This is a genomic window from Polaromonas sp. P4_F6 (assembly GCF_056401275.1).
The window spans coordinates 11,156-31,038 of the sequence record NZ_JBFUJQ010000017.1; the positions used below are offsets into that span (position 1 = coordinate 11,156).

21 protein-coding genes are annotated in these 19,883 nt (G+C 67.1%); 5 read left to right on the forward strand and 16 right to left on the reverse strand.

From position 1 onward, the window contains the following. Nucleotides 1-7: 7 nt before the first annotated feature. Nucleotides 8-844, forward strand: coding sequence for a creatininase family protein (locus AC1DUN_RS23905; RefSeq protein ID WP_477716152.1), 837 nt, complete (start codon nt 8-10; stop codon nt 842-844). Here the strand turns inward: AC1DUN_RS23905 and AC1DUN_RS23910 are convergent. Both AC1DUN_RS23910 and AC1DUN_RS23915 read right to left on the reverse strand, forming a co-directional pair. Then, nucleotides 841-2,262, reverse strand: coding sequence for a hypothetical protein (locus AC1DUN_RS23910; protein ID WP_477716153.1), 1,422 nt, complete (start codon nt 2,260-2,262; stop codon nt 841-843). The genes AC1DUN_RS23905 and AC1DUN_RS23910 overlap by 4 nt on opposite strands. After that, nucleotides 2,262-3,545, reverse strand: a complete 1,284-nt coding sequence (locus AC1DUN_RS23915; RefSeq protein WP_477716154.1) for an SPFH domain-containing protein — start codon at nt 3,543-3,545, stop codon at nt 2,262-2,264. Before AC1DUN_RS23915 ends, AC1DUN_RS23910 begins: the two co-directional genes overlap by 1 nt. A 210-nt stretch (nt 3,546-3,755) precedes the next feature. On the opposite strand from AC1DUN_RS23915, the gene AC1DUN_RS23920 reads away from it, so the two are divergent. From AC1DUN_RS23920 to AC1DUN_RS23930, 3 genes are all read left to right on the forward strand, one after another. Beyond that, nucleotides 3,756-4,481 carry a response regulator transcription factor gene (locus AC1DUN_RS23920; RefSeq protein WP_477716155.1) on the forward strand — a complete coding sequence of 242 codons (726 nt, stop codon included), beginning with the start codon at nt 3,756-3,758 and terminating at the stop codon, nt 4,479-4,481. Then, nucleotides 4,478-6,622, forward strand: coding sequence for a sensor histidine kinase (locus tag AC1DUN_RS23925; RefSeq protein WP_477716156.1), 2,145 nt, complete (start codon nt 4,478-4,480; stop codon nt 6,620-6,622). The genes AC1DUN_RS23920 and AC1DUN_RS23925 overlap by 4 nt, the downstream gene beginning before the upstream one ends. A 290-nt stretch (nt 6,623-6,912) precedes the next feature. Beyond that, a complete protein-coding gene (locus AC1DUN_RS23930; protein ID WP_477663435.1) occupies nt 6,913-7,371 on the forward strand; it encodes an Lrp/AsnC family transcriptional regulator in 459 nt (152 codons plus the stop codon). Nucleotides 7,372-7,376: 5 nt separating this feature from the next. Here AC1DUN_RS23930 and AC1DUN_RS23935 read toward each other — a convergent pair whose 3' ends face one another. The 13 genes from AC1DUN_RS23935 to AC1DUN_RS23995 form a co-directional block, all read right to left on the reverse strand. Next, a complete protein-coding gene (locus AC1DUN_RS23935; RefSeq protein WP_477716157.1) occupies nt 7,377-8,531 on the reverse strand; it encodes a hypothetical protein in 1,155 nt (384 codons plus the stop codon). An 86-nt stretch (nt 8,532-8,617) separates the two neighbouring features. Beyond that, a complete protein-coding gene (locus AC1DUN_RS23940) occupies nt 8,618-9,286 on the reverse strand; it encodes a histidine phosphatase family protein (RefSeq protein WP_477716158.1) in 669 nt (222 codons plus the stop codon). Nucleotides 9,287-9,337: 51 nt separating this feature from the next. Further along, nucleotides 9,338-10,345, reverse strand: a complete 1,008-nt coding sequence (locus tag AC1DUN_RS23945) for a threonine dehydratase (RefSeq protein ID WP_477716159.1) — start codon at nt 10,343-10,345, stop codon at nt 9,338-9,340. Beyond that, nucleotides 10,342-10,980 carry a LysE family translocator gene (locus AC1DUN_RS23950; RefSeq protein WP_477716160.1) on the reverse strand — a complete coding sequence of 213 codons (639 nt, stop codon included), beginning with the start codon at nt 10,978-10,980 and terminating at the stop codon, nt 10,342-10,344. The genes AC1DUN_RS23945 and AC1DUN_RS23950 overlap by 4 nt, the downstream gene beginning before the upstream one ends. A gap of 3 nt (nt 10,981-10,983) precedes the next feature. After that, a complete protein-coding gene (locus tag AC1DUN_RS23955; protein ID WP_477716161.1) occupies nt 10,984-11,697 on the reverse strand; it encodes a VOC family protein in 714 nt (237 codons plus the stop codon). Nucleotides 11,698-11,711: 14 nt separating this feature from the next. Continuing rightward, nucleotides 11,712-12,626 carry a PhzF family phenazine biosynthesis protein gene (locus AC1DUN_RS23960; RefSeq protein ID WP_477716162.1) on the reverse strand — a complete coding sequence of 305 codons (915 nt, stop codon included), beginning with the start codon at nt 12,624-12,626 and terminating at the stop codon, nt 11,712-11,714. Between the two features lie 34 nt (nt 12,627-12,660). Further along, the gene (locus AC1DUN_RS23965) at nt 12,661-13,281 is read right to left on the reverse strand and encodes a glutathione S-transferase (protein WP_477716163.1); all 621 of its coding nucleotides are present in this window, start codon (nt 13,279-13,281) and stop codon (nt 12,661-12,663) included. Between the two features lies 1 nt (nt 13,282). Continuing rightward, nucleotides 13,283-13,924 carry a LysE family translocator gene (locus tag AC1DUN_RS23970; protein WP_477716164.1) on the reverse strand — a complete coding sequence of 214 codons (642 nt, stop codon included), beginning with the start codon at nt 13,922-13,924 and terminating at the stop codon, nt 13,283-13,285. Then, nucleotides 13,921-15,114, reverse strand: coding sequence for an aminotransferase-like domain-containing protein (locus AC1DUN_RS23975; protein WP_477716170.1), 1,194 nt, complete (start codon nt 15,112-15,114; stop codon nt 13,921-13,923). Before AC1DUN_RS23975 ends, AC1DUN_RS23970 begins: the two co-directional genes overlap by 4 nt. Before the next feature lie 152 nt (nt 15,115-15,266). After that, nucleotides 15,267-15,596, reverse strand: a complete 330-nt coding sequence (locus tag AC1DUN_RS23980; protein WP_477663426.1) for a DHCW motif cupin fold protein — start codon at nt 15,594-15,596, stop codon at nt 15,267-15,269. Next, nucleotides 15,593-15,940: an antibiotic biosynthesis monooxygenase family protein gene (locus tag AC1DUN_RS23985; protein WP_477716165.1), complete on the reverse strand. Its 348-nt coding sequence runs from the start codon at nt 15,938-15,940 to the stop codon at nt 15,593-15,595. The genes AC1DUN_RS23980 and AC1DUN_RS23985 overlap by 4 nt, the downstream gene beginning before the upstream one ends. Continuing rightward, nucleotides 15,940-16,878: a DMT family transporter gene (locus tag AC1DUN_RS23990; protein WP_477716166.1), complete on the reverse strand. Its 939-nt coding sequence runs from the start codon at nt 16,876-16,878 to the stop codon at nt 15,940-15,942. The genes AC1DUN_RS23985 and AC1DUN_RS23990 overlap by 1 nt, the downstream gene beginning before the upstream one ends. Continuing rightward, a complete protein-coding gene (locus AC1DUN_RS23995) occupies nt 16,875-17,486 on the reverse strand; it encodes a LysE family translocator (RefSeq protein WP_477716167.1) in 612 nt (203 codons plus the stop codon). The genes AC1DUN_RS23990 and AC1DUN_RS23995 overlap by 4 nt, the downstream gene beginning before the upstream one ends. A gap of 130 nt (nt 17,487-17,616) precedes the next feature. Here AC1DUN_RS23995 and AC1DUN_RS24000 point away from each other — a divergent pair, with 130 nt between their 5' ends. Further along, nucleotides 17,617-19,101 (forward strand): aminotransferase-like domain-containing protein, encoded by a 1,485-nt coding sequence (locus AC1DUN_RS24000; RefSeq protein WP_477716168.1) that lies wholly within the window; start codon nt 17,617-17,619, stop codon nt 19,099-19,101. 558 nt (nt 19,102-19,659) lie between these two features. Here AC1DUN_RS24000 and AC1DUN_RS24005 read toward each other — a convergent pair. Beyond that, nucleotides 19,660-19,883, reverse strand: a 224-nt coding sequence (locus tag AC1DUN_RS24005; protein WP_477716169.1) for a transposase, incomplete at its 5' end; no start/stop codon positions are given.

Below are 19,883 nucleotides of genomic sequence, written 5' to 3' on the forward strand. Positions count from 1 at the left end.
ACCCTTTATGCCCACCCCAACCCCTCCCCGCCACTGGTCCACCCTGAAAACCCCGGATTTCGCCAAGCTGGACCTGGCGCGCTGCATCGCGGTCCTGCCGGTGGCGGCGACCGAGCAGCACGGCCCGCACCTGCCGCTCAATGTGGATGCGACGCTGGTGGACGGCGTGATTGAGGCCGCCCTGCCGCACCTGCCGGCCGCGCAGCCCATTTTGTTTTTGCCCACGCAAGCCGTGGGTTTCAGCCCCGAGCACACGCGTTTTGCCGGCACGCTGACGCTGAAAGCCGAAACGGTGATACGGCTCTGGACCGAGCTGGCCGAGTCGGTCGCGCAGACGGGTGTCAAGAAACTGGTGCTGCTCAATTCACACGGCGGCCAGGTTGGCTTGCTGGACGTGGTGGCGCGCGACCTGCGCGCCCGATTGGGCATGCTGGTCTACAGCGTGAACTGGTTCAACCTGCCGCTGCTGGCTGAAGACGGCAAATCGGTGAACGATTTGTTCAGCGCCGAGGAGCACCGCTTCGGCATCCATGCCGGCGAGATTGAAACCTCCATGATGCTGGCGCTCAAGCCGGGGCAGGTCGACATGGCAAAGGCGCAAAATTTTCATTCGAGCTCGCAGGACCGCGCCCAAAAATTCAAGCTCCTGGGTGACGGCCGCAGCGCCAAGCTGGCCTGGCAGATGCAGGACTACAACCCGAACGGCGCGGTGGGCAATGCGGCCGCCGCCACCGCCGAAAAAGGCCGCGCCCTGCTGGGCGCGGCGGGCCGCAGCCTGGCGCAGCTGCTGGTGGAGATCGACCAACTGCCGGCTGATACCCTGAACAGCAAGACCGCGTTCTAACGCAGGATCACTGTCTGCCGCTTCCACGCGGCGTCCTGCCAGCGGAAGGCGGCCAGTGTGCCCGGGTCGCCGGCCTGCTTCTCGGTCGTCAAGGTGTCCAGGCGCGCGACCTCAAAATTGCGGCGCAGGCGGCCGGCGATGCGGGTTTCGCGGGCCAGCAGCATTTGTGGCGCGCCGCGCACCCAACCAGCAAATTCCACATAACCGAGTTCGGGGCCGTTGCTGGCGGGCGGCAGCACCTCCACCGCCCACTTGCCTGCGCTTTTGCGAAACACCCACAGCTCGCGCCAGGCATCCAGCGGCTGCACCGCGAGCGCCAGGGCCTGGCCGTCGGGATGGGCGCTCGCCGATGCGGCCCAGACAATGCCATAGGTGCAGCGCCTGGCCACGGCCTCCTTGCCCGGTTTGCCGTCGGCCTTGTTTTCATACAGCGCCACGCAGGTTTCGCCGGCCTGGCCGGCTTCGGTCGCCAGCGTCAGTTTGGCAAAACGGGGCAGGGCGGTTTCGGCGGCCCAGCGCGATGCGCCCACACGGATCGCCGCGTCGTTGTAGTCCTGGCGGTCGTTGTCGCTCAGTTCCAGCTTGTTCACCGCGGCGAGTTCCGCCAGGGCCCGCTGGGCCGTGGCCGTGGGCGCTTCGCCCCGGCGCGCCTGCTCAAAGGCCAGGCTGGCCAACACGCCGGCGCGGCGCAGGCGTAAACGGTTTTTGCTGACTTCGGGCAGGCTCGCAAACTGCGCGGCGCCGAGCTTGTCCAGCACCTCGGCGCGCCATTGGTCCTGTGCCAGGCGCTCCTGCGGGTGCAGGTCGGGGCTCATGCAGTCGGGGCGGGTCAGGGCCAGGGCGGCGCGGGCGCGCTGCTCGGCGTCCGAGGGCAGGGCCAGCACACGGCGAAAGGCTTCGCCGTTGTAGCAAAGCTGCATGCTTCCGCCCTGCTCATAGCCCTTGAAGCCCACGCCGTAAAAGCTGGCCACTTCCATGTGCGCGGAAATCACGTCGCTGGTGGCCTTGCCGTGTTTCATGGAGGCGCGGCGCGCCAGGCGCTCGGCCATGGTGCCCAGTGCGTCGAAGGTTTCCGCGCCTATGGCCTCGGCCGGCGCGGCCTTGAGGTAGGCGGCGGTGTAGGCGATGCCCAAGGCCTCGGCGCCCGGGCTTTCGCGCAGGAAGCGCACCACCGAGAGCAGCTGCGGCGCTTCCTCGGGCTGCAGCGAGACGGTGCGCACCTGGCTCACGTGGATAAAACCCGCGCGCTCGCGCCTGTGATCGTAAACCTGCAGGTAGTCCATGCGCTGGCCGCGTATCTCGAGCGCGTCGCCCTGCCACAGCGCCGCCTGCTGTGCGGCCGAGTCGCGCGGCGCGGCGCGCAGGCTGGCCTGGTCCTGCGTCACGATGGCCAGGGTCAGGAGTGCGGTGGTGATCATTATTCGGCCTCTTCTTTGTTGTCGTTGTCTTGCGTGCCGGCATCGCGCGGCGCTTGCGCCACGCTGCGGCCGGCCTTGGGCGCGCCGCCCAGCAGGCCCGCGCCCACAAAGCCGCCGCTGGTGGAGGGCGGGGCGATGATCACGGTGATCTTGTCGCTGAGCTTGTCGGCCATGGTTTTCTGGATCAGCAGCGGGTGCCGCGTGACCAGCACGCCTTCACGCGCCATCTGCTCGCTGTTGATCTTGCCCACGCGGTCCAGCCGGTAGGCTTCGGCGTCCGCCAGTTTCTGCCGCGAATCGGCCTCGCCCGCGGCCTCGATGCGCCGCGCCTGGGCTCTGCCCTCGGCCGTGCGTATGCGCGACTGTTTCTCGGCTTCGGCTTCGAGCTGGCGCTGCTCTATCTGCTTTTGCTTGAAGGGCAGCACATGTTTCATGGCTTCCTCCTGCGCCCTGGCCGCGATCACCTGTTCGCTGGCGGCGGCCTGCGCATTGGTCTCGCGACGCACTTTTTCGGCCATCGCGTCCAGCTCGGTTTCCTTGACGCGCTTTTCCTTCAGGGCCAGGGTGTAGCGCATTTTTTCGGTCGCGAGCTCCTCGGCCAGCAGCTTGTCCATGCCCTGGCGGTAGTCGGCGGGCAGGTCCACCTTGCCCATCTGCACGCCGCGCAGCAGGATGCCGTCGGCCGCGAGCTTGGGTTTGAGTTCGGCTTCGATGAGCTGCTGGATCTCGGCGCGCTTGCTCGAGAAAATTTCCCGCACGGTGTAGCGGGTGAAGGTCTTGTAGATCACGCCCTGCACGGCGGGCTGCACGATTTGGCCGGCGATGTCGTCGGGCAGGTTTTTCGACAGCGCGTTGACCTTGGCCGGGTCCAGCGCATAACGCACCGTGAGGTCCACGCCCAGCGACATGCCTTCCACCGACTGGAAGGGCGAGGGGCCGTCGGCGCGGCTGCTGCCCTCGGGGCGGTAGACCTGGTCGCGCAGCGAGAAGGTGCGCAGCTCGTGCAGGCCGGGCAGCAGCAGCAGCGAGCCTTCGCGGAACTCGTCGACCCCGCCGGTCAGCTGGTTGGTGCGTATGGCCACGTCGCCGCGCGCCACGGATTCCAGCGGCGGGTGTACCCACAGCAGGTAGCCGGCCGCGGCCGCCGCGGCGGTGGCGATCATCAGGCTGCGGGCGCCGGCGGCGCGGCGCACGCCCGTGGCGGCGATGCGGCGGGTGCTGTGCACCCCCCTGGAAAAGATGGCGCGTATGCGCAGGGCGATGCGGCTAAAACGTGGGTTCATGACGGGCTCCTCCGGTCTGGTTTGGCGAGAGGCGCGGGCTGCGTTCTCTCTGGCCTCCATTGTTCGAAGCGGGCCCGGAGCATTCAATGCGCTTGCGCGGTGTCTTTGCGCGCCTGGGCGGCGGCATTCATCCGCCAACGGAAGAAACACTCACACGGCCGGGGCCGGCCCGCGCCCATAATCAGGCCACCCCTTTACTTCGCACGCCCCATGACCAAAATTGCCGTCATCGAAGACGATTTGCCCATGAGCAACCAGCTCAGGGGCTGGATTGAATCGGCCCGGCCGGGCATACAGGTCGACCAGTGGTTCAGCCGCGACGACGCCGAAGCCGCCATCGCCCGCGAGGGTTACGACGCTGTGGTGCTGGACATCGAACTGGGGCGCGAACGCCATGCCGGCGTGGCCATCATCAACGCCATCAACAAGCAGCGGCAGGGCACGCCGGTGCTGGTGGTCTCGGCCATGCCGGCCGCCATCTACCGCAGCATCATGAAAGCCCTGGACGCCTGGGACTACCTGCAAAAAACCACGTTTGAGGAAGCCGACTTCATCGAAACCTTCCTGGACATCCTGCGCAGCGCCAAGGCAAACCCCGCGGGCAAGGCGCCCGCTGCGGACGGCCAGGAACTGCAGCTGGACCCGCTGCGCCAGAACACCGCCATCTGGCGCGGCCAGCGCGTGAACCTGCCGCTGACGGCGCAGCGCATCCTGGCGGCCCTGCATGCGCGCCGGGGCGAGGTGGTCAGCTATGAAGACCTCTACCAGGTGGTCAAAAGCGGCCGCAACCGCGACAACATCCGCAAGCACGTGAGCACCATACGCGACGCCTTCAAGGAAATCGACGCGGCCTTCGAGGGCATTGAAAACGTGCCCATGCGAGGCTTTCGCTGGGCCGAGGCCGATACCGCGCCGCGCGGCAAGGGCCGGGCGTGAAGCTGCCGGCGGGGCTGGACGTCGAGCGCCTGCTGCCGGCGCGCGTGCCCTTTGGCCTGCGGGTGTTCTTTCGCGGCGCTTTTTTTCTGCTGGGGCTGGCCACCATCGCACTGGCCGTCGCCGTGCTGCAGGATGAAAAAGAGCGCAGCTACCGCAACTACCAGGACGGCTTTCGCAAGAACCAGGCGCAGATCGCGGCCAAGCTGCGCCATCCCACGGGCCAGCTGGTGCTGCTCAACCCCACCGCCTACGACCATGAGGTCACGCCGCTGCGCCCGCTGGTGCTGCCGTTTTCGGCCCTCGATTTTGACGATCGCAACAAGGCCCAGCAGGCGGTGGAGATGGCCGGCTGCCTGGTGCAATACCCCGATGCGGCCTCGATGTGCGTGGCCGTGGGCAACAACCCTTTTGCCGGCGGTTTTCTCTACGCCGTCGGCAGCTTCAACAGCGGACCGCTGGTCTCGCACAGTTCGGGCACGCTGGACTTGAGCCTGGCGCACCGCGCCCGCATCACGGTCGACATGCGCGGCCAGCGCTACCGCTGGATCGCGCCTTTCCAGGCCATGCAGGCCGTCGATGAGGGCCGCAACGCCTCGCCTTTTGCCAACACCCGGGGGCGGCTGGTGGGCTTTGCCGACGACGGCCCGATCACGCCGGCCAGCCGGCCGGTGCGCGATTTCCGCGGCTGGCTCTGGCAGGACGGCCGCTGCGTGGACGGCGCGCCGGCGGCGGACCCGGATTGCGCGCGGCGCGCCTTTGTCAGCGTGCGCCTGCCGGTGGAGCTGTTTCGCGAGGCGCTGTTTGCCAAGGGCCCGGCCGGCATCGTCTGGCCGCCGGCCGACCTGGACCAGATCAAGGTGCAAGTGGAAATGCTGGCCCCCGGCGAGGGCAAGCCGCTGTTCGACAGCAATGCCGCGGGCGCCACCGCGCCTTTTTCCTGGGCCGAGCTGAGCCCCCTGCTGCTGCCCGGCGAAAAGCTGCGCATACGCAAGCTGGGCGCGGGCGGCACCGGCAAGGACATCGTGGCGCTGTCCGGCGCCGAGGCCGCGGAGCGCGCCTCGCCGCTGATCGCCTGGCTGATCCGCCGGCTGCAGGTGGAGGGCTACGACGCGCCCGTCACCAGCACCGACATCATCAGCACGCCGCTGGGCCGCTATGAACTCACGCTGACCGGCGACATCCGCACGGTCAACAAGGCCCTCACGGCCGTGGCCACCCGCGTGTCCTGGTTTGTGGGCGGTATGCTGCTGGCGATCTTTGTGACCTGGCTGGCGATCGAGCTGCGCATCATCCACCGCATCACCGAGCTGACCCGCCGCGCCGCCACCGTCTCCAAGGGCGTGCGCGCCAGCGACGGCCTGGCGGCGGTGGACCTGGCCGACCTGCGCGGCGGCGATGAGCTGGGCGTGCTGGCCGGCGGCCTGCAGGATTTGCTGCAGCGCGTGAATGAGGACGTGCGGCGCGAGCAGATACGCGTGGCCCAGGAAAAAGACACCTGGCATGCGGTGGGCCATGAAATCATGTCGCCGCTGCAGTCGCTCATGGTGCTGCACGGCAGCGCCGACGACCCGGCGCACCGCTACATCAGCCGAATGCAGCAGGCGGTGCGTGTGCTTTATGGCAGCGCCTCGCCCAGCGAGGCGTTTGAGTCCACCGCGCTCAATGTGCAGACCCTGGACGCCAATGAATTCCTGAGCCACGTGGCGCGCAACGCGGCGGCGGCGGGCATTCCCGGCGTGGCTTTTGAGCCCCTGGCCCAGCCGGTCACGGTGCGCGCTGACGAATATTCGCTGGAAGACGTGGTCTCGCATGTGCTGCGCAATGCCGAGCGTTACCGCCGGCCCGGCAGCCTGATCCGCATCACGCTGTCGCTGCAGGCGCGGGAAGGCGCCACGGCGCCCGAAGCGTTGATCGCCATCAGCAACCTGGGCCCGCGGATAGACGCCGGCATGCTGGACAAGATTTTTGAATACGGCGTGTCCGACCTGCCCGACACCGATGCCGGCGCACCGGGCCAGCGCGGCCAGGGCCTGTTTGTCGCCAAGACCTATATGGCCAAGATGGGCGGCACCATCAGCGCGCGCAACCTGGATGATGGCGTTTGCCTCGAATTGCGCCTGCAGTGCGCGGCCGGCGCCTGATTCCATTGCCAAATCGGCGCGAGAGTAGGCGCGCCGCCGCAGACAGTGCTACAGCACGGCAAGGCGGCGCAACGACCTATCGCGTTGATTTGGCAATGGAATAAAGTCAAAAGCCCCCAGCGAGCGGTAACTTGCTGGAGGCCTTGTCTTGCCAGCCGGACCGGTAAGTCCGCTGCCATGGAAGAAAGTATCGCCGGGACGGGGCCGAATAATTTGCTTGATTTGCTGCCGGATTTGCCGGATACAGATAAAAAATCTGCAAATTCCTAAAAATCAGATAAATTAGCTGAATGGATACTTTGGACCGGAAAATCCTTCAGGTTTTGCAGGCCGATGCGCGCACCAGCCTGCAAGACATTGGCCAGGCCGTGGGCCTGAGCCCCTCGCCCTGCTGGGGCCGCATCAAGAAGATGGAGGAAGCCGGCGTGATCGAGGGATACACCGTGCGCCTCAATGCGCAGGCCCTGGGCCTGGGCGACACGGTGATGGTGCAGGTCACGCTGGACAGCCATTCCGACAACACACTCGAAAAATTCGGTGAAACCCTGGCCGCGATTCCCGAGGTGGTCGAGGCTTACCTGGTGTCCGGCGAATACGACTATTTGCTGCGCATCGCGGTGCATGACACCAAGGACTATGAGCGCCTGCTGCGCGAGCGGCTCTACAAGATCAAGGGCATACGCCACAGCAAGTCCAGCTTTGTGCTGCGCACCCTCAAGAAGGCCGACCTGCCGCTGCTGCCGGGCTGAGCGGCTCAGGGCGGCAGCACCATGTCCGCCGTGCCCGGCCGCATCCAGCGCGGGTACTCGCGCGAGGTGTCTATGCAGCCGCCCGACTGGTAGACGCCCTTGGGCTCGCGCATGCGCAGCATCAGCTCCAGGATGCGCGCGGTCTCGGCCGGGTCTGCGCTGGAGGCCTTGACGCCGGCTTCGACAATGCTTTCGTTGATACGCAGCTCGCCGGCTTCGTCGGTATAGGTGGCATGCCGCCAGTGGAACAGCTCCAGGCATTTGGCCGTCAGGGTGTAGGGCTGCTCGCGCTTCCAGAAGTTGGTGAACAGGCCGTTGCCGATGTAAAACACCCAGGAGCCTTCGTAACCTGAGACGTCCGAGGAGTGCTCATCGGGGTTGCGGAACCACAGGCGGTCGCCGGGCACGTAATATTTGGGCGGCAGCGGCTGCTCCATGGAGCCGTATTCGCGCAGGAACACGTCGTGGAATTTTCCCGACATGATGGCGCGCCGCTCCCAGCGCTGCTGCAGGCCGGCCAGCAGGGCCGGGTTGCAGGCCTCCAGCTCCTGCGCGATGGCCAGCAGGATCACATACTCGGTCGCGCGGTAGCACGAGAAGGAATACAGCTTGCCGGAGGCCTCGGGCTGGGTGGCTTTTTGCAAAGCGGGGATCAAAGCATGGCCGGGCCGCACGGTAAAACCGTCGTCCTCGGAGTAAGTCCAGCAGTCCTCGGGCCGGTTGACCTCGGTGGTGTGGAATTCCAGCGCTGTCTTGCGCGCGGCGACCACGATGTTGCGGCGCACGCGCAGCGCCGAGGCCAGCTCTTCATGGCTGGGAAACTCGAAGGCAACCGGGCTCAGCAGCATGGCCAGCAGGATTTCGCGCTCCAGGTCCTCGCTGTTATTGACGGTGTCGAGCTGCAGGTTTTCGGCCAGGCCCAGGGTGTCCAGGCCCGGCGCCCATTTTTGGGCCAGGCCGGCCCTGAGGCGAAAGCGCCGGCCCGCGGCGGCGCCTTCGCGCGCAGGGAGTTCCTCGGTCTCCACGGCGTCCTGCAGGCCCAGCTGCTCGAGCTGCACCAGGAAGCGGTAGCTGGACGCCGCCAGCGCATCGGCCGTGCCGGCGTGAAGGTGTATGCCCGCGACGGCGAGGCTGGGAGTGGGGCTGAGGGCTGCGCTCATGTGCCGAAGAGTATCTTTGCTTGGCGCGATCCCGGCAATGGTAAAAACACCACGCGGCCTCTTGCGGCCCTTGCGCCAAAAGCGGTTCAGGCGTAAGTGATCCAGCTTGCGTGTTCGGGCGCGTCCAGGTGCGGCAAGGTGTTGTAAGTCACCAGCATGTGGCGCTTGGGTGTGAAGGCGAACTCGGTGAGTGAGCAGTTGCGTATGCGCAGGTTGAGCTCTATGGTGGTTTCCGGGCTGGTGCCCAGTACATGGCCCACGGCCGTCGAAATCGGCCCGCCGCTGGAGACCAGCAGCACATTGCCACTGTGCGTGCTGCGGATGTGGTCCAGCACGTCGGTGACGCCGGCGACGAATTCGGTATAGCTGGGCATACCCCTGGGGCTGACGACGCCGGCCATCCATTGCGTCAGGCCGTCGCGCAGCAGGCGGAAATGGCCGCGGTATTGCTCGGGTGTGGTGGGTTTTTCGAGCTTGTGCGGGTGTATCGCGCCTATGACGGCATGGCTGTCGTATTCATTGAGCCCGGGCCGCTGCTCGGCCTGCATGTCAATTCCCATGCCCTCGCAGATGCCGGCAAAGGTGTTGATCTGGCGCCGCAGCGTGCCGGTGAAGGCCGCGTCAAAGGCGATGCCCTTGTACTTGAAGTATTCCCCCAGACGAATACTTTGCTGGCGCCCCATGGGGCTGAGCACGTCGTAGTCGTCTTCGCCAAACGAGGCCTGGCCGTGGCGCACGAGGTAGAGGGTTCCCATGGGCGGATTGTGGCGGCCGCGGGCGGCCGCCCCAGTCCCGCGTGCGACGGCTTAGACGGCAGCTAGCACTTTGGCGACAGTCGCCGTGTCCACATTGCCGCCGCTTAGCGAAATGCCCACGACCTGGCCCTTTAATTGCGCACGCTCCTGCATCGCGGCGGCAAAACTCGCCGCGCCCGCGCCTTCGGCCACGTTGTGGGTGTCGGCGTACAGCTCGCGCATGGCCTGGGCGACTTCGTCGTCCGTCACCTTCACGATGTGGTCCAGCTGCGGCAGCAGGATGGCCAGCGCATCGGCATCGGCGACGCGGCAGGCCATGCCGTCGGCCAGCTGGGTGGTCACGGGCGCTTCCACCACGCGGCCGGCGGCCAGCGAGTCGGCATAGGTGGTGGCATGCGCGCTCACCACGCCGACGATGCGCAGCTTGCGGCCCAGCGCCAGCTTGGCGGCAATCGCCGAACACGCGCCGGAGCCCTGGCCGATCGGCACATAGACCACGTCCAGCTGCGGCACGGCCAGCATGAATTCCCACCAGTAGGTGCTGACGCCGCGCAGCAGGTCGGCATGGAAGCTGGGCACCATGTGGGCGCCGCGTTCGGCGGCCAGCGCGATGGCGAATTCGCGGCTTGCCTGGAAGTCCTCGCCGTGTTCGATCAGCGTCACGCCCAGCGCGCGCATGGCGGCGTTTTTCTCGGTCGAGTTGCCGTGCGGAACCACAATGGTGCAGGCCACGCCGTGGGCGCGCGCCGCCCAGCCTATGCTCTGGCCGTGGTTGCCGCGCGTGGCGCTGACGACCTGCGCGGGCAGCTCGCCGCGCCGCTGCAGCGCCTCGAAGTAGGTGAGCCCGCCGCGCAGCTTGAAGGCGCCGACCGGCGTGTGGTTCTCGTGCTTGATCCAGCAGTCGGTACCCAGGCGCTGGCTGGACAGGCCCCAGCGGTATTGCGGCGTGGCCTGGAATTCACGGTAGACGACGCGGGCTGCGTCTTCGATCTCGCGCAGCGAGGGCAGCAGCTTGCCGGTGCTTTCCAGCCCGGGTGCCCGATCCAGCACGGCGCTCATGCGGCCGCCCGTTTTTCGGTCAGCAGGCGCAGCGCCAGCAGGCCCAGCACCGTGCCCATCACATAGCGTTGCACGCGCATCCAGCTGATGTTGCGGTTGAGGAAACCGGCAATCGCCGCGGCAAAGCAGATCAGCACGGTGTTCACGCTGGTGCTGACGCTGATCTGCACCGCGCCCAGCGTCAGGCTTTGCAGCAGCAGGTTGCCGCGCTCGGGATGCAGGAACTGCGGGAAGAAGGAGAGGTAAAACATCGCGACCTTGGGGTTGAGCAGGTTGGTCATAAAGCCCATGAGGAACAGCGTGCGCGGCGGGTCGTGCGGCAACTCGCGTGTCTCAAAAGGTGCGAGGCCGCCCGGCTTGACGGCCTGCCAGGCCAGCCACAGCAGATAGGCCGCGCCCGCGACCTTGATCGCGTCAAAAGCCACCGGCACGGCCAGCAACAGCGCCGTGAGGCCGAAGGAGGCGGCCAGCAGGTGCACCACAAAACCCAGGGCCACGCCGCTCAGCGACACCAGGCCGGCGCCGCGACCCTGGCACAGCGTGCGCGAGATGCAATAAATCATGTTGGGCCCGGGCGTGATCACCAGCACAAAGGCGGCGAGGGCAAACCAGGCGAGTTCTGTGGTGTTGAACATGGTTCAGATTCCTTTGGATTCAAGCGTGACAAGGCCGCGCGGCGTCTGCAGCGTGGCGATCAGGTTGGGCGGGCCCTGTGACAGGCCCACGCCGGCCAGGCCTATGGCCTCGTAGCCGGCGCGCAGCGCGTCGGGCCGCGGATGGCTGGCGTGCAGCGACTGCAGCGTGATGCCCGAGGGCGCCATGCTTTGGCTGGGATGGGCCTCACCCCACTGGATCAGCGTGGGCAGCGCGCCGTAGAACAGGCGCTGGCCGTCCTCGCGCACCGTGATCTTCCAGGACAGCAGGCCTTGCGGCGTCATGCGCGAAGCCTCCAGCAGCTCGCCGCGGTCCAGCCCCAGGCGCGCCAGCGCGCGCGCGCCGCCCTGCGCCCGGGCGGTGGAGGCCGCGAAGTGCGCGAGCTGCGGCCCGCCTTTGCTGAGCTGCAGTTGCAGCTCCAGGTCGTCCAGGTCAAACCAGCGCCTGGCCGGGGCCGGGCGCGTGCAGGGCTTGCCCGGCTGGATCGCGATGATTTCAAAATAAGCCGTGGGAAAGGCCGGCGAGGCGATGCTGAAGAGCCGGTTGTGCGTGCCCATCAGCACATGCTCGCCGCCCGGCCCGGGCGTGATGCCCAGCACGCGCTCGCACCACTGCACGCCTTGCTCCAGGCTGGCCGCCACCACCACCAGGTGGTCGACCTGCGAGGCCAGCGGGGAGGATGCGGTGGCGGTTTCCATGGTGTTGGCAGGCCTTAAAGCGTGACGCTTCCGTCCACGCAGCTCACCGACTCGCCGCCGACCCAGACCTGGCCGTCCGCGTCGCGCTCCAGGTGCACCTGGCCCGCACGGCCCAGGCACACGCCTTGCGAGGCGGTGTAGCGCTCGGGCGCATGGCCTTCGGCGATCAGCCATTGCGCCAGGCTGGCGTTGAGGCTGCCGGTGACCGGGTCTTCGTCGACGCCTATGGGTGAAGCAAAGGCCCGCACCTCAAAGTCGGGCGCAAAAGAGGGCTGGGACGCCGCAAAAGCCCTGGCCTCGCGGTTGGCGCGCGCAATCAGCGGCGCGGCGTCTTCATGCGGGTAGCGCGCGACGACCCCAACCTTGGTGCCCAGCTTGGCCAGCGCCCTGTGGTCGGGCGCCAGGCTCAGCACGGTCTCGGGGCTGTCCAGCAGCAGGCCCAGCCAGAGCGGGCCGTTGTCCAGGCATTGCGCGGCCAGCACCTGGCTGGCCTTGAGCCCCAGCGCCGTGGCCACCTGGGCCAGCACCGTGGGGCTGGGCGCCGAGCGCTTGAGCGCCGGCGCGGCGAAGGCCAGGCGTTTTGTGCCCGGCTCGCGGCGGATCTTGACCAGGCCCACCTTGCATTCCTGCACGATGAAGTCTTTGGAGCGCGGCTGCCCGCCGGCCTCCAGCCAGCTGTGGCAACTGCCCAGCGTGGGGTGGCCGGCAAAGGGCAGCTCGCCGCCCGGCGTGAAGATGCGCACGCGGTAATCGGCCGCGGCGTCCGTGGGCGGCAGCAGGAAGGTTGTTTCCGACAGGTTGGTCCATTTGGCAAAACGCTGCATGGCGGCATCGTCCAGGCCGCTACCGTCCAGTACCACGGCCAGGGGATTGCCGTAGTAAGGGCTGGGGGTGAATACGTCGACTTGCTTGAATGCGCGCTGCTTCATGGGGGCTCTCGGTTTTCCAGGTGGTTTTTAAAAGTTATGACAAGGGAAGGTCCAGCACGCCGCGCGAGGCGGGACGCGCCAGCAGGTTTTGGTACCAGCGGTCCAGGTGGGGCCGCGCGGGCCGTGGCTGCGGCAGGCCGAACCAGCGGTGCATTTCACAGCCCAGCGGGATGTCAGCCATGCCGAATTGCTCGCCGCCTATATAGGCGTGCTCGGCCAGGTGCGCATCGAGCAGCGCCAGCAGCGGCTCGGTGGCGGCCACCGATTGCGCGATCAGCGCGGCATTGCGCTGCTCGGCCGGCGTGCGTATCAGCTGTACAAACGCCACGCGGCCGGCCGGGTTGAAGGTGGTCTGCTGCCAGTCCATCCATTGCTCGGCGGCAAAACGCTGCGGCAGCGCCGTGGGATAGAAGTTGCCCGGCGAGTATTTGGCGCAGAGGTAGCGCACGATGACGTTGGACTCCCAGACGAGGACCTCGCCGTCTTCCATCAGCGGCACCAGCGCATTCGGGTTCTTGCGGCGGTAGTCGGCGTCCTTGACGATGCCGAACTGGCCGCCGGCATCGGTGCGCTGCAGGGTCAGGCCCAGTTCCTGCGCGGCCCAGACGACTTTGCGCACATTGATGGAGCTGATGCGCCCCCAGAGATGAAGCATGTCAGATTCCTTTGGAAGGTCGGTCGAGAAACAGCAGCCTGAGCGCGAGCCCGGCCATGGTCAAAGCCAGCAGGCCGCGCTGGAATTTCGCGGCGCCGGGCCGCGCCTGCAGGCGGCGGCCTATCTGGCCGCTGAAGGCGCCCAGCATGGTGTTGAAAACCAGCGCCAGCGCAGACAGCAGCACGCCCAGCACCAGCAGCTGCAAGGTCACGTGGCCGCGCGCCGGGTTCACGAACTGCGGCAGGAAAACCATGAAGAACAGCAGCGCCTTCGGGTTCACCAGGTTGTTGAGCCAGGCCATGCGCACAATGCGCGCGAAACCGGCGGGCGGGGCCGGCGCCTTGTCGCCGCGCGCGCCGGCCGGCCGCAAGGCCTGCCAGGCCAGCCACAGCAGGTAGAGCGCGCCGGCATAGCGCAGCACGTCGAAGGAGGGGGGCCAGGCCGCGACCAGCGCGGTCACGCCCGTCGCGGCGCACAGCGTGTGCACCAGGTCGGCCGCCGAGATGCCGATGGCCGCCGCGAAGCCGCCGCGCACGCCGTGCGCCAGCCCGTGCGAGAGCACAAACGCCATGTTGGGGCCGGGCGAGATGAAAAGCGCCAGCACCGCCAGCACGAACAGCGACAGCGTGCCCGTGTCCATCATGCGGCCGCGTGCAGTTCAGGCAGGCCCGTGGGCAGTTGTTCGCGGATGGCCGCGGCCAGCGCGGCGATGCCGATGTTGATCTGCTCGACGCTGGAGGTCACAAAGGACAGGCGCAGCGTGCGGGCGTCGGCATGGTCGGCGTAAAAGGCCCAGCCGGGCACAAAAGCCACGTTGCGCTCCACGGCCTTGGGCAACAGGTCGATGGCGTTCATGCCCTCGGGCAGGCGCACCCACAAAAACATGCCGCCGGCCGGCGTGTTCCAGCTCACGCCTTCGGGCATGTCGCGCGTCATCGCGGCCAGCATGGCGTCGCGCTGCGATTTGTAGAGCGCGCGTATGGTCGGCACGTGGCGCTCCAGGAAGTTGTTCTTCATGGTCTCGACCACCATGCGCTGGTTAAAGCCCGGCGTGTGCAGGTCGGCGGCCTGCTTGGCCTGCAGCAGCTTGGGGTAGAGCGACTTGGGCGCGACCATGAAGCCCAGGCGCAGGCCGGGTGCCAGGATCTTGGAGAAGGAGCCCATGTAGACGCAGCCCTCGGGATTGCGCGCCGTCAGCGGCAGCGGCGGCGGCGTGTCGAACCACAGGTCGCCGTAGGGGTTGTCCTCGACGATGGGCAGGCCCAGGCGCGCGGCCTCCGCGCTCAGCGCGGCGCGGCGCGCCTCGCTCATGGTGCGGCCGGTCGGGTTCTGGAAGTTGGGCAGCACATAAAAGAAACGCGCGCCGGCGGCCTTGCTGGCGAGATCGGCGATGTCCACGCCTTCCTCGTCGCTGGCCACGCCCACGACCTCGGGCTCCATGGGCGTGAAGGCCTGCAGCGCGCCCAGGTAGGTGGGCGTTTCCACCAGCACGCGGCTGCCGGCGTCTATCAGTATCTTGGCGATGAGGTCCAGGCCCTGCTGCGAGCCGGTGGTGATCAAGACCTGCGCCGGGTCGACCTCCCAGGGCAGCATGGCGGCCACCATTTCGCGCAGCGGCGCATAGCCTTCGCTGGCCGCGTACTGCAGCGCCGCATGGCCGTCCTCGCGCAGCACCTTGTCGCAGGCCTCGCGGAAGGCGGCGACGGGGAAGGTCTTGGGCGAGGGCAGGCCGCCGGCGAAGCTGATGATGCCGGGCTTCTCGGTGACCTTGAGGATCTCGCGGATCACCGAGGGGTTCATCTTGTGGGCGCGTTGCGCCTGGGTCCATGTCATGTCGCTCATCTCACTCTCCTCCTTGGGGGCCGCCTCGGGCGGCCCGGCTCACACAAATGGTTGAAAAATTCAGGGTCCCATGGCATAGGGCCATGGCGCATGATCGCAGCCTGGCGGTTTTGCGCAAGAGACAGTTCATACGGTACGGCCGCTCAATCCACCACAAACAGCGTGGCGCCCAGCGGCGAGGTCGAGCGGTGCGCTTCGGCCTGGTCGGCGACCTGGTAGCTCATGCCGGGCTCCAGCGTGAAGCGGCGGCCGTCCTCGAGTTCGGTATGCAGCTGGCCCTGCAGGCACAGCAGGATGTGGCCTTTTTTGCACCAGTGGTCGGACACATAGCCCGGCGTGTACTCGACCATGCGCACGCGCACATCACCGAACTTCTGCGTGCGCCAGAAGGCCTTGCCTTCCAGGGCCGAATGTTCGGTGCGGTCCACGGCGGACCAGTCGGTGGTGCCGAAAGGGATGTTGGCGATGTTCATGCGGCAACTCCCTGGCCGCGGCCCCGCTGGTTGGGCGTGATGTGTTCGATCTTGCCGTCGCCATAGGAGCGCAGCACCTGCGAGATGACGATGTGAAAGCCCTTGTACCACGGGGTGTACTGGCGTTTGGCTTCCAGGTGCTTGGGGTGGGCCGAGAAGGCGCGCAGCGCCTCCTGGTTGTCCCAGAAGTAGGTTGCGTTGCTGCGCGTGCCGTCAGGCGAGCGCCAGGTTTCCGCGCCCAGGTAGCCCGGGGTGGCGTGGGCGGCTTCCTCGATCAGCGCGTCCAGTGCGTGGAAACGCTCGTCATAGGTGCCGGGTTCGAAGATAAAAGAGGCGCAGTACATCAGGTCTTCCTCGGGTGCAGCAATGAAGGGGGCATGGCGGCCGGCTGGTGCACCGGCATTTTTTTGCCGATGAACACGGTGGCGATCACCGCCAGGCCGAAGCCCACGGTCACCGCGTCCAGGCTTTCGCCCAGCAAGGGCACCGCGAACAGCATGGACAAAAACGGCTGCAGCAGCTGCACCTGGCTCACGCGCACCGTCCCGCCCAGCGCCAGGCCGCGGTACCAGGCGAAAAAGCCCAGCCACATCGAAAACACCGCGACATAGCCAAAGCCCCACCAGGCAGACGCCTTGATGGCGCCGGCCGGCCAGCTGATGGCGGCCAGCGGCAAGGTCAGCGGCAGGGACAGCAGCAGCGCCCAGCAGATCACATGCTCGGCCTGCATGCGCTGCGACAACCTGGCGCCGTAGCCGTAACCCACGGCGGCGCACAGCACGGCGGCCAGCAGCAGCAAGTCCGCCGCGCTGATGGACAGGCCGCCGCTGCCTGATCGCAAGAGGGCAAAAGCCACCACCAGCGCGCTGCCCAGGGCGGCGCACAGCCAGAAGCCGGCAGACGGCCGCTGGCGGTGCAGCAAGGCGCCCACGGCGGCGGTCGCCAACGGCAGGGCGCCGATGATCACGGCGGCATGCACGGCCTCCACATAACGCATGGCCATCGAGGTGAAGAGCGGAAAGCCGAAGACCACACCGCCCGCCGTGGCGGCCAGCGGCCACCAGTCCTCGCGCTTGGGAAGGGGCGCGCGCGTGGCCAACAGGAACACCGCCGACAGGCCCGCCGCCACCACGGCGCGGCCCAGCGCGATGAAGATGCCCGACATCTGCGGCGCGTCGGGCGTGCCCACGGCCAGCCGTGTCATGGGCAGCGTGACGGAAAAGATCACGGTGCCCAGCAGGCCCAGCCACAGGCCTTTGCTGATGTGCGCGTGGGGGCTCATATAAAGAGCATCCAGATCGCGGTGGCCACCAGCACCGCCGCCATGGCGTGGTTGAACCAGCGCAGCCGCAGGCCGCTGCCGGCCGGGCCGGACAGCCAGTCGCGCAGCAGCGAGCCGGCCAGCGCATACACCATGTTGCTCACAAAGGCATACGCCAGCATCACCGGCAGCACGATGGCCAGGCGCAGGGCGGGCGCCTCGCGGCCGGCGATCCAGCCGCTGACGATGGCCAGCGCCAGCATCCAGGCCTTGATGTTGACGAACTGCAGCGCCGCGCCCTGCCAGAAGGTGACGTTCAGCCGGGAGGCGTCGGCTTGGCTGAGCTGGCGCGATTGGGAAACCTTGAAGGCCAGCCACAGCAGGTAGGCCACGCCGCCGATCTTGACGGCCCAGCTCAGCAGCGGCACCGCCAGCACCAGCGCGCCCAGGCCCAGCGCGCAGACCAGCAGCAGCGCGCCCCAGCCCACGGGCACGGCGCAGACAAACGGCAGCGCGCGGCGGAAACCGTGGTTGGCGCCCAGCGCGGTGGACAGCGTGGTGTTGGGCCCGGGCGAAAAACTCATCGCCGTGGCCAGCACCAGTAAAGCCGTAAATTCTTGCCAGTTCATGTTTCCCACTTTATAGTTGAAAGCAATACACCACCAATACAGTTAACGGTACAAATTCCAAAACTGTATTGGTCAAATAATCAGCACACCATGCCCTGCCGAGGGCGGTGAACAGGAAAAAGGCCGCGCCATGTTGATGAAAGCCGCTTCACAGTCCCTGACCGAACAGCTCTCGGCGCGTTTTGCCGAGCGCATACGCAGCCGCCTGCTGGCGCCGGGCGCGCGCCTGCCTTCGGTGCGGCTGTGCGCCGAGCAGCAGGGCGTGAGCGTGTCCACCGTGGTGGCCGCGTATGACCAGCTGCTGGCGCAAGGCCTGGTGGTGGCGCGCAAGAACCGCGGTTTTTTTGTGCGCGATGCCTCGCTCAACGCGGCCTCGGTGCCCGTCGCCAAAGCGCCGGCGGCGAACCCCGGAAAACACGGGCCGGTGCAAGCGGCCGACCTGGCGCCGCTGGGCACCTGGAGCACCGCCAGCTGGATCGCCACACGCCAGGCGCCGGTCGACGCCACCGCGCTGATACGCGGCATGTTCCACAAGGTCAGCAACAAGCCGCAGCCCGGCATGGGCGTGTTCCCGCCCGACTGGCTGGAAACCACCTTCATGCCCGCGGCCGTGCGCAAGGTCACCAGTGTCAGCGCGCTGCGGGATTTTTCGCTGCAGTACGGCGAGCCCATGGGCGACAGCGGCCTGCGCCGCGCGCTGTCGCAGAAACTGAGCGCGCTCAATGTGCATGCCGTTCCCGAGCAGATCATCACCACCGTGGGCGCCACGCATGCGCTGGACATCGTGAGCCGCACGCTGCTGCGCGCCGGCGACTGCGTGATGGTGGAGGAGCCCGGCTGGGCCGTGGAGTTCGCCCGGCTGGACGCTTTGGGCATGCGCATACTGCCGGTGCCGCGCCGCGCCGACGGCCCCGACCTGGAGGTGATGGCGCAGTACTGCGAGATCCACCAGCCCAAGCTGTTTGTCAGCGTCAGCGTGTTCCACAACCCCACCGGCTACTGCCTCACGCCCGGCAGCGCGCACCGCGTGCTGCAGCTGGCGATGCAGCACAACTTCCACATTGTTGAAGACGACACCTACAGCCACCTGGCGCCCGAACACGCGACCCGGCTGTGCTCGCTGGACGGCCTGCAGCGCACGATTTACGTCAGCGGTTTCGCCAAAATCCTCGCGCCGGGCTGGCGCGTCGGCTTCATGGCCGCGCCGCCCGACCTGGTCGAGCGCCTGCTGGACACCAAGCTGCTGGCCACGCTGACCACGCCGGCCCTGCTGGAAAAAGCGCTGGCCTGGTGCATAGACCAGGGCCAGCTGCGCCGCCATGCCGAGCGCATACGAACCCGGCTCGATGCGGCACGCGCCCGCAGCGTCAAGCTGGCGATCGCCCACGGCTGCAGCTTCGCAACCGAGCCCGCCGGCCTGTTCGGGTGGGTGGACACCGGCGTCGACACCGACGCGCTGGCCCAGCGCATGCTCGACGAGGGCTATTTGATCGCCCCGGGAGCGCTGTTCCACGCGGTGCGGGCACCCAGCACGCTGATGCGGATCAATTTTGCGACCACGCAGGAGGCGGCGTTCTGGAAGGTGTTTGCGCGGTTGAGAGATGCGGTGAAGTAGCCGGGTCTTGCTCCGGCCTTGCGCGCTCTCCCTCCTCCCTCCTCTTCTTAGTTCCGCTGGCCGGGTCTCGCCCCGGCGGGCGAGGCACTTTTCTTTGCTTCGCCAAAGAAAAGTACCCAAAAGAAAGGCGACCCGCAGTCTGGGTCCCTCCGCTGCGCTACGGGCAACCTGCGGTGCTCGACTACGGCGGGGTCTCGCGCAAACTCGCCTTCGGCTCAAACAAGCGCGATCCCTGATCCGCCTACGTCTGCGCTCCTCGGCCCAGCCAGGACGGGGCAATCGGGAGCGGGAACCAATACCAACAAGGACACGCCATGGCGTGTCCTTGTTTTTTTCAGGTATTCGGGTTTCTGTCTTCGGCTGTTTGGTATTCCTGTCCCCACCCCCTTGTGTATGCGCCGAGGAGCGGAGGGCCAGACGGATCAGGGCTGGCGTTGTCTGAGCGAAGCGCAGCGTAGCGAGTTTAGCCAGACCCCGGCTGGACCGAGCACCGCAGGTTGCCCGTAGCGAAGCGAAGGGACGCAGACACCAGGGTCGCCTTTCTTTTGCTTGGCGGTCTCAAGGACCAAGTGCAACACCTGGGGGAATCTGGGCATTGTGCGCGATGCAGTCTTCGAAGAAGGCTTGAGCGGGCGTTTTCCAGTCCAATGTTGCCCGTGGCCTCGTGTTCAGGCTCCAGGCGATCTGGTCGAGCTGGCGCTGGCTGTACACACTCAGGTCTGTGCCCTTTGGTAGGTACTGCCTGATCAGGCCATTGATGTTCTCATTGCGGCCACGTTGCC